The organism is Pseudomonas sp. TSO6, from assembly GCF_056098905.1.
Genome location: NZ_JBLZWV010000044.1, coordinates 102,453 through 116,027 on the forward strand (window position 1 = coordinate 102,453; position 13,575 = coordinate 116,027).

Below are 13,575 nucleotides of genomic sequence, written 5' to 3' on the forward strand. Positions count from 1 at the left end.
GTAAGGTCGTTGCAAGCGCTTTGGCTTTACTGGCCTCTTCGCAGCGCAAGGCTGCTCCTACAAAAGCTTCGTGCTTGGTTACTCGTCGCCGACAAACGCCTGCACTTCAATCTCCACGTCCACCCCCAGTGCCAACGCCGAGGCCACAGTCGAACGCACTGGCAGCGCCGCGCCGAAGAACTCCTTGTAGACCTCGTTGAAACCGGCGAAATGGCTCATGTCCGACAGCCATACCGTGGCCTTTACCACTTGGTCGAAACGCGCGCCGCACGCTGCCAGGCTTTCGGCGATGCGCTCGCAGGCGGCGCGGGTCTGGGTCTGGATATCACCGCGCACCACTTCGCCGCTGGCACTCATCGGCACCTGGCCGGAGAGGAACAGGAAACCACCCGCCTTCACCGCACGGGAAAACGGAAACGGCAGGCTGCTGGGGAAACGCTGGATGTCATTGCTCATGAGATGCTCCTTTCAGGGTTGCTGGAAACGGGCCGGGGACAGGCGCTCGGGCGCCACGCCCTGGCTGACAAGACTAGGGCACAGGTGTTGGCCAAGCAGCAAGTCGGCGGCCAGGCGCGAGGCGCCGGCGGCGGACTGGATGCCATAGCCACCTTGCGCCGCCAGCCAGAAAAACGCGGGGGCGTGCGCATCGAAACCGATCACCAGGTCACCGTCGGCAACGAACGAGCGCAGCCCGGCCCAGGTGTGGCTGGGGCGTCGGATCGCCAAGGTGGTCATGGCTTCGATGTTGTAGATGCCCAAGGCGACGTCGAGCTCTTCGGGCGCGGCGTCCTGGGGTTCCACCGGGTCGGCATTGGCTGGCGACCCCAGCAACTGGCCGGCGTCGGGTTTGAAGTAGAAGCTTTCGTCGACGCCGATCACTGCCGGCCAGCGGGCGAAGTCCTGGTCTGCCGGGCCGGGGAAGGTGAACGCGCTCCGCCGGCAAGGTTGCAGGCCGATGCGCGCCACGCCGCACTGCTCGGCCACGCGGTCAGCCCAGGCGCCAGCAGCGTTCACCAACTGACGGGCCTGCACCCGGCTGCCGTCACCCAGCTCCACCTGCCACAGCCCGTCCAGGTACGAGGCCTGGACAAGCTCGGCGTTGCAGCGCAGCTCTCCGCCGGCGACGCGTAAACCGCGCAAGAAGCCTTGGTGCAAGGCGTGAACATCCAGGTCCATGGCACCCGGTTCAAGCACTGCGCCGGCCAGGGCTTCGCCCCGCAGGCTGGGCACCAGGGCCAGGGCGGCGTCACGGTCAAGCAGGCGGACTTCGGTGCCATTGGCCAGGTTCTGCGCATGGGTCTGCTCAAGCAGCTCACGCTGCTCCACGCTGGCCACATACAGGCAGCCGCGCGGTTCCAGCAGCGGATGCTCACAGAAGCCTTGCGGCGGCGTTTCGTAAAAGGCCCGGCTGGCGCGGGTCAGTGCCTGGATCTGCGCGGTGCCGTAGGCCTCCATGAACATCGCCGCCGAGCGCCCGGTGGAGTGGTAACCAGGCTGTGATTCGCGCTCGAGCAGCAGTACGCGCTGCTGGCCCGCCAGGCGATAGCCCAGCGACGCACCGGCAATGCCGGCACCGATGATCAGGGTGTCGTAGGTTGGGGTCATGCACGCTCCTGCCAGGCTAATTATCATTTATGAGAATTCTAATATATGAGAATTTAGAAATACGCAAGTGTCCAAGGTAAGATGCCCGACCCACGCCGTATGCCGAGAGCCCTGAATGCCCGCTGCCCTACCCCTGCTTGACCGCACTGTAGTCGGCCAGCGCCTGCGCCAGGTGCGCAAGGCGCGCCAGATGACACTCAAGCAATTGTCCGAAGCCAGTGGCGTACCGGTGTCCACCCTGTCGAAGCTGGAGCTGGCACAAGTCTCGGTCAGCTACGAGAAGCTGGCTGCCGCCGCACGGGCGTTGAATGTCGACATTGCCCAGTTGTTTCGCGCCGGCGGTACGGTCACCACCCCGGTGCCGGTGACCGTGGTGGTCGACTCGCTACCTGCAGCGGCGGGGTACTCCACCGGCACCTACGACTACCACCCCATTGCTGGCGACTTCCCCGAGCGGCGCATGACCCCGGCCTATGCCCGCATCATCGCCCGCGAACGGGGCCAGTTCGACGACTTTATCCGCCACCCCGGGCAAGAGTTCGCCCTGGTGCTGAGCGGGCGCGTGCGCATCGAGTTCGAAACCGGGGAAGCCGTGAGCATCGGGCCGCAGGAAACCGCGTACTTCGACAGCCAGGTGGGGCACATCTACCTGTCGGAAAGCGAGGATGGCGGGGACGCGCACGTGATGGTGGTGATGACCGATCGCTGAAGGCGCCCGGTTATAACCTAATAACGAACAAGTCTATTTGGCTATAAAAAAATCTATATGCTGGCTGCATCCGATAACGGGCAAAGATGGGCAGTCGAGTAGCGTATGGATGTAGGTTCTTTCGGTTTCACCATTGCGGGCCTGGTCGTGGGTTTCATCGTCGGCATGACCGGCGTCGGTGGCGGCTCGCTGATGACCCCGATCCTGTTGTGGTTTGGCATCAGCCCGGCGACGGCCGTCGGTACCGACCTGCTCTATGCGGCAATCACCAAGGCCAGTGGCGTCTGGGTGCATGCGCGCCACAAGAACATCGACTGGAAGATCACCGGCCTGCTCAGCCTGGGCAGCGTGCCCGCCGCAGCGCTGACGCTGTGGTTCCTCAACACCCTGCACACCGACACCTCGGCGCTCAACGCCATCATCAAGCAAGGCCTGGCGGTGGTACTGATCCTGACCGCGCTGGCCATCCTGTTCAAATCGCGCCTGCAGGCTTTCGCCAGCCGCCATGCCGGTGACCACTACCACCTCAGCGACCGTAGCCTGAACACCCTTACCGTGCTTACTGGCGTGGTACTGGGGGTAATGGTCACCCTCACCTCCATCGGTGCTGGCGCACTGGGTACGGTGGCGCTGTTCCTGCTGTACCCGTTTCTGGTCACGCGCCGCCTGGTCGGTACCGAAATCGCTCACGCCGTGCCGCTCACCCTGGTAGCAGGCCTGGGCCACGCCGGCATGGGCAACATGGACTGGTCGCTGCTGGGTTACCTGCTGCTGGGCTCGCTGCCGGGCATTTACCTGGGCAGCCACCTCACCGGACGGATCTCCGACCGCGTGCTGCGTCCATGCCTGGCGGCGATGCTGCTGCTGATCGGCTACAAGCTGGCGTTCTGACCTTCAGCCCAGGCGCAAGCGCCACTGCCCGGTAAAGCTCAGCTCAAGGCGCGAAAGCGGCAGCACGTCGATACGCTGGCTGGCCTGCATCGGGCACCCCAACACCTGTACCAGCACGGCGCGCATGACCATCGGGTGAGTCACCGCCAGCCACTCACCCGGCGTGTCGAAAGCCGCCAGCCAGGTGGCCACACGCTGGCATAGCGCAGCAAACGACTCCCCACCATGCACCGCACTGGCCGGGTCCTGCAGCCAGTCTGCCAACGCCTGCGGTTGTTCGGTTTGCAACTGCTTCAACGGCAAACCCTGCCAACGCCCCAGGTCGCAATCGGCCAATGCCGGCTCGATCTGCGCCGGCCCCGACAACCACGCCGCCGTCTCGCAGGCTCGCCGCTCTGGCCCAGTCAGCACCTGCATGCAGGGCACGATGGCGTCGGGGTGTTGGGTCAACGGCAAGATGCCGTCATCTGCACGGTGCAGGCGCCCAGTCTTCTGGGCCTGGGTCAGGGCATGGCAGATCAGGGTAAGGCGGACGGCTTTCACCGGGGCTCACTCGCAGCGGGCAGGGGCCCATGGTTTAGCATGCTGCGAGGCTTTTGGCTGCAACAATGTCGCCGCCCGCACAAACGCGTATACCTTGCAGGCCCGTTCAGTTCATAGATGGGTAACCACCTGCACCAAACCCCACACCGGCAGCGCCCCCACCAATCCCACCGCCAGCCGCGGCCAGTACGGCAACAACATCACCAGCACCAACCCCGCCAGCGACAGCACGCCGAACCAGGCCACCGGCCCCATGGCCCAGCCCCAGGCCTGGGCACACAGCTTCAGGCTCGCCAGCAACGCCAACCAACCGGCACTGCGCAGGCTGATCCTCCACGCGCGCGGGCAGGTGCGATTCCACACCTGTTTGTAAAGCCGCTCCAGCCCCTGGCACAGCCCGAGCATACCGGCATAAGCGAACAACACTGCGCCTGCAATCCACATCATCATGCCTCGGCCTCCTGTCGCCGCCCTGCCCGGGCCTTCTGCTGCACCGGTTGTGCTTGCCGCACCCGCCAGGCCACCAGCCCAACCAACACGCCCAGTACCAAGGCACAGGCCGCTACGCCCAGGCGCATGGCATCTTCGAGGCCGCCAAACGCACCCAGGCCGATGCACAGCAACGCCGTCAGCAACAGTTGCTCGGCCCATGCCCGGCGTGCCGGCCTGACACCCGCATGCAACAGCGCCAGCAGCCATACACCAAAGAACGCACGTACTTCCCAGCTCTCCCGCTGTGCCAGTTCCACCGGCAACAAGCGGCTGGCCCACAGCAGCCCGACGCACGCCAGCAGCAAACCGCTGATGAAGCCCACGTTGCACACCTCGGCCACCCGGTACCAGCGCCGTGCCGAAGTATTGGCAGTGGCGCTGGCATACTTGCGCCCGCGCTTCACGCAGAACAGCACCAGGCCGCTGGCGATCATCAGGCAGCTGACCAGCCCGCACACGAAGTACAGCCAACGCATCGGATAGCCGCCGAACTGCGCGAAGTGCAGGCCAACCATGACCCGCTGGGTCAAAGGCACCGCGCGCCACTCAGGCACGTCGCTGAGCAGTTGCCCGCTGACGCCATCGAAGACCATGGCCTGCCCCTTGGCCAGCGCGATGCGGTTGCCCAGTTCGGGGCGGATTTCGACGCGCGCCGCCGCCGTGTTCGGGTTGCGGATATTCAAGCCGCCAATCGGCCCCAGCCGCGCCTCAGCCTGGGCCAGCAGCGGTGCTACGTCCACCAGCGCGGCCGGCTGCCTGGCCAGGCCACGGGGCTGTTCCATGCGAGCATTGCCTTGGGCCTGGAAGTAGGCGCGTGCGTCGCCGGCAAAGAGCGCGTCGACCCCGGCGGGGATGTAGATGAGCATGAAGATCACCAGGCCGGTGTAGGTGATCATCAGGTGGAACGGCAGCAACAGCACCGCACTGGCGTTGTGGAAATCCAGCCACGAGCGCTGGCCCTTGTTCGGCCGGAAGGTGAAGAATTCCTTGAAGATCTTCTTGTGGATGACGATGCCGGTCACCAGTGCCGCAAGCATCACCAGCGCCAGCGCACCGACCACGAAAATACCCCAGTTGCGCGGCAGGTCGAGGGTGAAGTGGAAGCGGAAGAAGAAGTTGCCGCCGACACTGTCGCGCACCTCGATGGCCTCGCCGGTGCGCGGGTCCAGCTGCACGCCACCGCCGTGGCGGCGCTCGCCGGTAGAAACGCGCAGCCCTGGCGCGCGCTCGCTCGGCAGGCTGATACCCCAGTTGCCAGCCTGTGGTTCATGGGCCTGCAGGTAGTTGATAGCGCGCCGGGCAGCGTCGGCCTGGGACACCTGGGTGGCCGGGATTTCCGGCTGCATCCAGTGGTTGAGCTCCTTGTCGAACACCGCCAGGGTGCCGGTGACGAAGATGGCGAACAACAGCCAGCCGAAGATCAGCCCGGCCCAGGTGTGCAGCCAGGCCATCGATTGGGTGAAAGTGTTCTTCATGCCAGCCGCTCCATTACCTGCGGCCAGAAACCGATCAGGGCAAGGGGCGCAGCCAGTGCCAGCGGCGCCCAGGCGCGCAGGGCATCACGGCAGGCGAAGGCCCAGAGGATGGCGACGGTGTAAAAAATGAACGCTGGCAGGGTCGCAACAATGACCGCATCGGCCGCAGATAGCGGCAGGATGCGGGCCAGGCAGGCACTGGCGGCGTAGCTGAGGGCGTAGCCGCCGAGCAGTGCGGCGGCGCTGCGGGAGAGTAGTTGTAGCCAGGCAGGGGCTTTGATCATCGGAGGGTTCCTTGAGGTCCGGCGATTGGGCCGCATAGCGGCCCCTGGGATCAGAAGTTGATATTCAGCGCAGCAAACACCGCCCTGCCCGGCTGGTTATACGTGTTGGCCCCCGAACTGCTGGCGTTGCCGCCACGCAGGATCTGCTTGTCGAACACGTTGTTCACGCCCACCCGCACGTCGTAGTTGGCGTTGAACTTGTACCCCGCGCTCACGTCCACCAGGCCATAGGCCTCGACGTCCTGCTGCGCGGCCTGGTCATAGTCTTGCTGGGTGCGGTAGTTGTAGGTCGGCGACTTCTGTTTACCGAAGTAAGTACCCGCCACCTGGAACGACAGCTGCTCGGTGGCGCGCCAGTCGAGGGTGGTGTTGACGGTGTACTCAGGGATCACCGACAGCGGTTCGCCGGTCTCGCGATTGTCGTTGTCCAGCATCCAGGTCAGGTTGGTGTTCCAGTCCAGGGTCGGCGTCAGCTCGATGAAGAAGTTGCCTTCGATGCCTTCCACCCTCGCCTTGCCGGCGTTTTCCCATTCGGTCACGCGGCGGCCGCTGTTGATGGCATAGAGCACATCGGTACCGCCGATGATCTTGTTCTTGTAGTCATTGCGGAAGTAGGTGGCGCTGGTACGCCAGGTGCCGCGGTCGTACAGCAGGCCAATCTCTTTGTTGACGCTGATTTCCGGCTTGAGGTCGGCGTTACCCTGCAGGTAGCAACCACCGGAGTTGGTCTGCTCCACACTGCAGCCGTTACCGCGGCTGTACAGCAGGTAATTGGGGTTGGACTGGTAAAGGTTTGGCACCTTGTAGGCGCGAGCAATGCCGCCTTTGACCGACAGCGCCTCGGTGAGCTTGTGCGACAGGTTCAGGCTCGGGCTGAAGTTGTCGCCAAACATCTCGTGATGGTCAAAACGCAAGCCAGGCGTCACCGTCGTGTCGCCGATGACGATATTGTCCTCGACGAACAACGCGTAACTTTTGGCGGTCATCTTCGATTCGCTGCGGTCGAAACCGCTGATCGCGTCATTGCCCGAGCCACTCGGGTCGAAGCTCTGCGGACGGAACGAGCCCTGGTCGTTGAGCGACTCGTACAGGTACTCGCCCCCCAGGGTCAGCACATGCTCGGTGCTGCCCAGGGCGAACGGCAAGTTGACCTCACTGTTCAAGCGCGTGTTGCGCAACCGCGACATCGCCGCGCCGCTGTCGTTGATCGCCCCTTCCGGGCCACCGGCCAAACCCTCGTTGAGGCGCCAGTTGCGCACGTATTCGTAGGCCAGCGTGGTCTTGCTGGTACCCCAGGTGAAGTCGCCCAGGTGGGTCAGGTCGTAGGTGCTGCGCTGCATGACGTTGGTTTCGTGGCCATACAGGCTGGAAATCAGTGCGACGTCGCTGCCGCCGTTGCTGTTCATGGTGTCGCCAGCATAGATATTGCCCTGCCGGCTGTAGCCTGCATTGGCTTCGAAGCGGTGCTCATCGTTCAGCTTCCAGCTGAGCAGGCCGTTGATGTCCTTGTTGCGCACACCCTCACGGCCGGCAACCAGTGCGCTGTTGGCGTGGCTGGCGTTGATATCGAGGTCGTCAGCGTCAGTCTTGGCCAGGCCGCCGAACAGCCGGAAACCAAGGTTATCGGTGAGGCCGCCACCGAGGTTGAAGTTGGCGCGGCGGCTGGCACCCTCGGCACTGTCTTCCGGCAACTGGGTGAACAGGCTGACGCTGCCCTTGAGCTCGTCGGTGGGGCGTTTGGTGATGATATTCACCACCCCGCCCATGGCGCCGGAGCCGTAGCGAGCGGCGGCCGGGCCGCGCAGGATCTCGATACGCTCGACTGCCTCGGCGGGCACCCAGTTGGTTTCACCCCGGGTATCACGGTCACCGTTCCAGCCATAACGCACCGCGTTGCGGGCGCTGGAGGGCTTGCCATCGATGAGGATCAGGGTGTTTTCTGGGCCCATGCCGCGCAGGTCGATCTGGCGGTTGTTGCCCCGTGCGCCGCTGGCGCTGTTGCCGGTCAGGTTGACGCCGGGCTCGCGGCGGATGATATCGGACAGGTCATTGGATGGCGGGTGGCGCTTGATGTCGTCGGCGGTGATGATCGACGAACCCAAGGCCTGACGCGCCTCGCGCTCGGCGGTGATCAGGGTGTCCTGAATAACCAGCGCATTGTCGGCGACCGGCACTTCCAGCACCTCACTCGTGCGCTGCTCTTCAGCCTGGGCCGCGGTGGCCACCATGGCCGGTGACGCCAGCGCAACGAACGCCAAGGCCAGGCTGTTGGGTGAAGTTCTGCACTGCATGGGTACATCTCCTGCGATTCATGAGCGAAACGGCACATCCCTGTCGGAAACCGGGAGCTCTCGCCCACCGGCCTCGCAAACACAGTCTGGTGGCCAACAGGGGTGGTAAATATAGGGAATCGCAAATGAGAGTAAATCGTATTTACGAAGTTTACATGTTTGTAACCGAACTTTGCTGAGGCGCGCGGTAGAGCGCCGTATTCCCGCTCACACAGAATCCTGGTCATGCTGGAGTAATTGGCGTCTGCACTGGCTACAATTGCCTTCCTCTAACCCGAGCCATCTGTTCATGCTCCCAGCCACGCTGATTTTCCTGTTCACCCTGACCCTGGTCATCTGGCAACCCAAAGGCCTCGGCGTCGGCTGGAGTGCCACCTTCGGTGCGCTGCTGGCCCTGCTGTGCGGTGTGGTGTCACTGCACGATATCCCCACCGTCTGGGCAATCATCTGGAACGCCACCGCCACCTTCATCGCCCTGATCGTCATCAGCCTGTTGCTGGACGAAGCCGGTTTCTTCGCCTGGACGGCGCTGCATGTGGCGCGTTGGGCCCGAGGCGACGGGCGTCGCCTGTTTGCCTTCATGGTGCTGCTGGGGGCAGCGGTATCCGCGCTGTTCGCCAACGATGGCGCAGCACTGATCCTTACCCCCATCGTCATGTCGATGCTGCTGGCGCTGCGCTTTTCCCCCACGGCAACCCTGGCCTTCGTGATGGGCGCCGGTTTTATCGCCGACACCGCAAGCCTGCCGTTGGTGGTATCGAACCTGGTAAACATCGTGTCGGCGGACTACTTCGGGCTCGGCTTCAACGCCTACGCCGCCGTGATGGTGCCGGTCAACCTGGTGGCGGTAGCGGCCACGCTGCTGGTGCTGTGGCTGTATTTTCGCCGCGACATCCCGCTGCGGTACGCCACCGACGACCTGCAGTTGCCTGCCCTGGCAGTACGCGATCGCGCCACGTTCCGTGCGGGCTGGGTGGTACTGGTGGTGTTGCTGGCCGCGCTGTTCGTGCTGGAGCCGCTGGGCATCCCGGTCAGCGCGGTGGCCTCGGCCTGCGCCGCCGTGCTGTTTGCCGTGGCCGCCCGCGGCCACGTGATTGCCACCCGCCGCGTGCTGCGCGAAGCACCGTGGCAGATCGTGGTGTTCTCGCTGGGGATGTACCTGGTGGTGTACGGGTTGCGCAATGCCGGCCTGACCGACGCCCTTGCCGGGGTACTGGACTGGCTCGCCAGGCATGGGTTGTGGGCAGCTACGCTGGGCACCGGGCTGATTGCGGCGCTGCTCTCGTCACTGATGAACAACCTGCCCAGTGTGCTGATCGGCGCCTTGTCGATCCATGCCAGCGAAGCCCAGGGCGTGGTGCGCGAGGCGATGATCTACGCCAATGTCATCGGCTGCGACCTGGGGCCGAAGATCACCCCGATCGGCAGCCTGGCCACGTTGCTGTGGCTGCATGTGCTGGCGCGCAAAGGGGTGGTGATTGGCTGGGGGTATTACTTCAAGGTCGGCGTACTGCTGACCGTGCCGGTGTTGCTGGTGACCCTGGCGGCCCTGGCACTTTGGTTGAGTTTTTGAGGTTGCCGAGCAGCTGCAGGCTTGCACGGCCGCTGCAGGTGCTGGCTTGCCTGCGATGGGCCGCACACAGCGGCCCCGCCGATGTCACAGCGAACGGGCTTAACAGCACAGCGAGCAAGGCCGGCACACCGATTTCAGTCGCTGGAAGATCCTGCTCGGCGGACATCGCCGAGCGCGCGGCCTTGTGCCTGAGTACGCAGGGGCGCGATGACGAGGTCGTTCTGGCCACCCTGTTCCCGGAGTTCTTCGAGGCCGGCGCGGCTGCAGCGGCGAAGCGGCCCCTTGCCGCCACCGACAACCTGCGTAGCCTGGGCAAAGCAGCCGAAACGGCCCATGCGCGTCAGGTGCTGGACAGCTGCGACGGCGACATGGACGAGGCCGCACGGTGCCTGGGGGTCAGCCGCAGCACCGTCTGGCGGCGGGTGCGAAGCCTGGCCTGACCGGTCGTGGTTCCGGTTTGCATCCTGCGCGTGGGCTCCTACAGTTTGAACGTAGCAACGCCGACGAGACCCCAGATGCGCAGCAATGAAGAAAGCGGCGCCGTGAATGCCAGCCGATCCTTGCCAAAGATCCCGCGCAGTGTCTGGGCGCTGGGCTTCGTGTCGATGTTCATGGACATTTCCTCGGAGATGATCCACGCCCTGCTGCCACTTTACATGGTCACCGTGCTCGGCACCTCGGTGGTGGCGGTGGGCGTTATCGAAGGTATCGCCGAGGCAACCGCCTCGATCACCAAAGTGTTTTCCGGTGCGCTCAGCGACCGGCTGGGCAAGCGCAAGCTGCTGACCGTGCTCGGCTATGGCCTGGGCGCGCTAACCAAGCCGGTATTCCCCATGGCTTCCGGGCTGGAGTGGCTGATCGCAGCACGTTTCGTCGACCGGGTCGGCAAAGGCATCCGTGGGGCGCCGCGTGATGCGCTGGTGGCTGATGTCACGCCCCCCGAGTTGCGTGGTGCCGCCTTTGGCCTGCGTCAGGCGCTGGATACGGTTGGTGCTTTCCTCGGGCCATTGCTGGCAATCATGCTGATGTGGCTGACCGCGAGCCACTTCCAGATGGTGTTCTGGGTGTCGGTGATCCCGGCGTTCGTGGCGGTGTACATCCTCATCGCCTTCGTGCGCGAACCTCAAGCGCCGGCCAGCACTCGGCCCGTGCGCGCACCGCTGGCGGTGCACGAACTGGTGGGCCTGGGCCCCACCTACTGGCGGTTGATCGGCCTGGCCACCGTATTCACCCTCGCCCGCTTCAGCGAAGCCTTCCTGCTACTGCGCGCTCAGGACATGGGGCTGGCGCCGATGTGGGCGCCGGCGGTGCTGGTGCTGATGGCGCTGGCCTACTCGGTGTCTGCGTACCCTGCCGGGGTGCTGTCGGACCGCCTTGGGCGCCGCGGCGTGCTGATGACGGGGCTGGGGATGCTGATCGCCGCCGACCTGTTGCTGGCCCTGCTGCCTGGCTGGGCGGGGTTGGCCCTGGGGGTTGCCGCCTGGGGTCTGCACCTGGGCTTCACCCAAGGCATCTTCGCGGCCATGATCGCCGACAGCGCACCCGCCAACCTGCGCGGGACCGCCTTCGGCCTGTTCAACCTGCTGACCGTGGTGGCACTGCTGACGGCCAGCGTGGTGGCAGGGTTGTTGTGGGATGGTGCGGGGTTCCAGGCAACTTTCCTGGTCGGTGCAGGGCTTGCCAGCACCACCCTGGTGGGGGTGATGCTGTTACGTTGAGCATACCGGACTAGGCCAACGCCGGTTCCTGCTTGAGCAACGACCAGCCCCCGTGTCCATCCACCTCCAGCCGGTGAGTATGGAACCCCGCCAGCGTGCTGCGATGGCCAACACTGACCAGCAGCGCGCCCGGCATTTCCGTGCGCAACATTGAATACAGGGCGTGCTCTAGCCCTTCGTCCATTGCCGAAGTGGACTCGTCGAGGAACACTACCTGGGGCCGGTTGAACAGCACCCGGGCGAACGCCAGGCGCTGCTGCTCGCCCACCGAAAGAATGTGCGACCAGTCACAACTGACCTCCAGCCGATCGGCCAGATGAGCCAGATTCACCTGGCGCAGTGCCTGCCGCATCCGGCCTTCGTCCTCGGCCTTGCTGGCTGCCGGGTAGGCGATGACCGTCCGCAAGTCGCCCAACGGCAGGTAGGGACGCTGCGACAAGAACAACGCCTGATGGCCTAGCGGGCGCTTGACCTTACCTTCAGCATATGGCCAGAGGCCCGCCAAGGCTCGCAGCAGGGTAGTTTTGCCGCTGCCCGACGGCCCCTTGATCAACAGTGCCTGGCCGGCGTGCAGGCTCAGGCCAAGATCAGTGACAAGGGGATGCCCGTCCGGGCGCAGCACCTGCAGATCCGTGATTTCCAGCGAATGTTCCTGAGCCTCGGTGGTAATACGCGGCAAAGCGCTTGCCTGGTCGTTGGCATCGAGAAAACCGGTCAGGCGGTCGAGGGTGGCCCGGTACTGAGCGAACGCGTCGTAAGATTCGCGGAAGAACGACAACGAATCTTGCACCTGGCCAAAGGCCTGGGCGGTCTGCATCACGTCTCCCAACTTGATCGCACCGCTGAAGAAGCGTGGTGCCTGGAGGATAAACGGGAACACCACGGCAACCTGGCTAACCCCCAGGTTGAAACCACTGAATTTCAGGTTCCGGAACACCAGCGCCCAGGCATTGACGATCAAGGCACCAAAGCGGCCCAGCAACGTGCCCCGCTCTACCAAGGCGCCTTGGTAGAAGGCAATGTTCTCGGCATTCTCGCGCAGGCGCATCAGCGCATAGCGAAAGTTGGCGGTGAGTTTTTCATTGAGGAAGTTCAGGCGGATCAACGGGCGCCCCAGGCGGAAGGCAATCCAAGTGGCAACGATGACATACAGGTAAACGGCAAACACCATCGCCCGTGGGACTTCCACACCGGCAACCGCCAGCGGTGCCGACAGCGACCAGAGAATCCCGGTGAAGGCTACCAGCGACACCAGTGCACTGACAGCGCCCAAGGCCAGGGTGACCGAGTTGGTGACAAATGCATTGGCATCCAGCTCGATACGCTGGTCAGGGTTGTCCACCGGCTCGGCCAGAAACTGACCACGGTAGTAGGCATCGCCGTGCATCCAGTCGTGGGTCAGGCGCTCGGTGAGCCAGACCCGCCAACGAATGCTGAATGCCTGGGTTACATAGAAGGTGAACAGCGAGCGCAGCACGTGGATGGTGGCCAGTACGGCAAAGACACCGAGCATGTACCAGAAGGCGGATTGATCCAGGCCTTGCAAGGCACTGTAGAAGCCGTTGTACCAGAACGAGAACAGTACGTTCAGGCGCACCGAGAACAGCGTCAACACCAGCAACAGCGTAAACACCAACAGTGGCCGCCAACTGCGCCTGAAACTGAAGTAAGGCCCGGCAAGCTGCCAGAACTGGCTGCCCCAGCGTGTGCAACGGACAGCCAGTGTCGCGGCAGCGGTAAAGCAGACAAGGGTGATGAACGAAGCGATTGCCAGCCATCTCAGGCTCTCTTGCAGGGCCTGATGCCAGTTCATGTCCATGGTGGGTATCCGTGCTGAGTATTTCCGCGAGCGTAGCATTGCCCTACGGTTCATCAGGCATATATGACGCACATTTCATGATCCTGACCTGTTGCCGCGGCCCCTGTAGGAGCAGCCTTGTGCTGCGAAGAGGCCATTGCAGCCGAAGATAATCTTTAGCCTTACCGGCCTCTTC

Annotated in this window: 13 protein-coding genes; 5 read left to right on the plus strand and 8 right to left on the minus strand. The window is 64.0% G+C overall.

Translation table 11 applies throughout. The annotated features are described in order from the left end of the window. Positions 1-78: 78 nt before the first annotated feature. Complete coding sequence (locus ACN6NG_RS20065; RefSeq protein WP_016500580.1) at positions 79-456, minus strand: RidA family protein; 378 nt, start codon at positions 454-456, stop codon at positions 79-81. A gap of 12 nt (positions 457-468) precedes the next feature. Then, positions 469-1,605, minus strand: coding sequence for an NAD(P)/FAD-dependent oxidoreductase (locus ACN6NG_RS20070; RefSeq protein ID WP_474315701.1), 1,137 nt, complete (start codon positions 1,603-1,605; stop codon positions 469-471). 115 nt (positions 1,606-1,720) lie between these two features. Between ACN6NG_RS20070 and ACN6NG_RS20075 the strand changes: the two genes are divergently transcribed. Beyond that, a complete protein-coding gene (locus tag ACN6NG_RS20075) occupies positions 1,721-2,314 on the plus strand; it encodes a helix-turn-helix domain-containing protein (RefSeq protein WP_474315704.1) in 594 nt (197 codons plus the stop codon). Positions 2,315-2,419: 105 nt separating this feature from the next. Further along, on the plus strand, positions 2,420-3,205 hold the full coding sequence (locus ACN6NG_RS20080; protein WP_043204391.1) for a sulfite exporter TauE/SafE family protein: 786 nt from the start codon (positions 2,420-2,422) through the stop codon (positions 3,203-3,205). 3 nt (positions 3,206-3,208) lie between these two features. Here ACN6NG_RS20080 and ACN6NG_RS20085 read toward each other — a convergent pair whose 3' ends face one another. The 5 genes from ACN6NG_RS20085 to ACN6NG_RS20105 form a co-directional block, all read right to left on the minus strand. Beyond that, positions 3,209-3,748 carry a histidine phosphatase family protein gene (locus ACN6NG_RS20085; protein ID WP_474315708.1) on the minus strand — a complete coding sequence of 180 codons (540 nt, stop codon included), beginning with the start codon at positions 3,746-3,748 and terminating at the stop codon, positions 3,209-3,211. Positions 3,749-3,859: 111 nt separating this feature from the next. Next, positions 3,860-4,198: a DUF3325 domain-containing protein gene (locus ACN6NG_RS20090; protein WP_474315712.1), complete on the minus strand. Its 339-nt coding sequence runs from the start codon at positions 4,196-4,198 to the stop codon at positions 3,860-3,862. Beyond that, the gene (locus ACN6NG_RS20095; RefSeq protein ID WP_474315714.1) at positions 4,195-5,715 is read right to left on the minus strand and encodes a PepSY-associated TM helix domain-containing protein; all 1,521 of its coding nucleotides are present in this window, start codon (positions 5,713-5,715) and stop codon (positions 4,195-4,197) included. Before ACN6NG_RS20095 ends, ACN6NG_RS20090 begins: the two co-directional genes overlap by 4 nt. Next, on the minus strand, positions 5,712-5,999 hold the full coding sequence (locus tag ACN6NG_RS20100; RefSeq protein WP_028613446.1) for a hypothetical protein: 288 nt from the start codon (positions 5,997-5,999) through the stop codon (positions 5,712-5,714). The genes ACN6NG_RS20095 and ACN6NG_RS20100 overlap by 4 nt, the downstream gene beginning before the upstream one ends. A 50-nt stretch (positions 6,000-6,049) precedes the next feature. After that, on the minus strand, positions 6,050-8,290 hold the full coding sequence (locus ACN6NG_RS20105; RefSeq protein ID WP_474315719.1) for a TonB-dependent siderophore receptor: 2,241 nt from the start codon (positions 8,288-8,290) through the stop codon (positions 6,050-6,052). 289 nt (positions 8,291-8,579) lie between these two features. Between ACN6NG_RS20105 and ACN6NG_RS20110 the strand changes: the two genes are divergently transcribed. The 3 genes from ACN6NG_RS20110 (at position 8,580) to ACN6NG_RS20120 (ending at position 11,581) form a co-directional block, all read left to right on the plus strand. Further along, the gene (locus ACN6NG_RS20110; RefSeq protein WP_474315722.1) at positions 8,580-9,863 is read left to right on the plus strand and encodes an arsenic transporter; all 1,284 of its coding nucleotides are present in this window, start codon (positions 8,580-8,582) and stop codon (positions 9,861-9,863) included. A 182-nt stretch (positions 9,864-10,045) separates the two neighbouring features. After that, positions 10,046-10,303, plus strand: a complete 258-nt coding sequence (locus tag ACN6NG_RS20115) for a helix-turn-helix domain-containing protein (protein WP_474315725.1) — start codon at positions 10,046-10,048, stop codon at positions 10,301-10,303. Between the two features lie 75 nt (positions 10,304-10,378). Further along, the gene (locus ACN6NG_RS20120; protein ID WP_353454961.1) at positions 10,379-11,581 is read left to right on the plus strand and encodes an MFS transporter; all 1,203 of its coding nucleotides are present in this window, start codon (positions 10,379-10,381) and stop codon (positions 11,579-11,581) included. 10 nt (positions 11,582-11,591) lie between these two features. Here the strand turns inward: ACN6NG_RS20120 and ACN6NG_RS20125 are convergent, their stop codons facing one another. Continuing rightward, positions 11,592-13,400, minus strand: a complete 1,809-nt coding sequence (locus ACN6NG_RS20125) for an ABC transporter ATP-binding protein/permease (RefSeq protein ID WP_353454959.1) — start codon at positions 13,398-13,400, stop codon at positions 11,592-11,594. Positions 13,401-13,575 lie beyond the last annotated feature (175 nt).

Bases quoted from the DNA above. Each gene is read 5' to 3' on its own strand.
- ACN6NG_RS20070 (WP_474315701.1), bottom strand. From the start codon at position 1,605: ATGACCCCAACCTACGACACCCTGATCATCGGTGCCGGCATTGCCGGT.
- ACN6NG_RS20100 (WP_028613446.1), bottom strand. From the start codon at position 5,999: ATGATCAAAGCCCCTGCCTGGCTACAACTACTCTCCCGCAGCGCCGCC.
- ACN6NG_RS20125 (WP_353454959.1), bottom strand. From the start codon at position 13,400: ATGGACATGAACTGGCATCAGGCCCTGCAAGAGAGCCTGAGATGGCTG.
- ACN6NG_RS20090 (WP_474315712.1), bottom strand. From the start codon at position 4,198: ATGATGATGTGGATTGCAGGCGCAGTGTTGTTCGCTTATGCCGGTATG.
- ACN6NG_RS20120 (WP_353454961.1), top strand. From the start codon at position 10,379: ATGCGCAGCAATGAAGAAAGCGGCGCCGTGAATGCCAGCCGATCCTTG.
- ACN6NG_RS20075 (WP_474315704.1), top strand. From the start codon at position 1,721: ATGCCCGCTGCCCTACCCCTGCTTGACCGCACTGTAGTCGGCCAGCGC.
- ACN6NG_RS20105 (WP_474315719.1), bottom strand. From the start codon at position 8,290: ATGCAGTGCAGAACTTCACCCAACAGCCTGGCCTTGGCGTTCGTTGCG.
- ACN6NG_RS20065 (WP_016500580.1), bottom strand. From the start codon at position 456: ATGAGCAATGACATCCAGCGTTTCCCCAGCAGCCTGCCGTTTCCGTTT.
- ACN6NG_RS20080 (WP_043204391.1), top strand. From the start codon at position 2,420: ATGGATGTAGGTTCTTTCGGTTTCACCATTGCGGGCCTGGTCGTGGGT.
- ACN6NG_RS20095 (WP_474315714.1), bottom strand. From the start codon at position 5,715: ATGAAGAACACTTTCACCCAATCGATGGCCTGGCTGCACACCTGGGCC.
- ACN6NG_RS20110 (WP_474315722.1), top strand. From the start codon at position 8,580: ATGCTCCCAGCCACGCTGATTTTCCTGTTCACCCTGACCCTGGTCATC.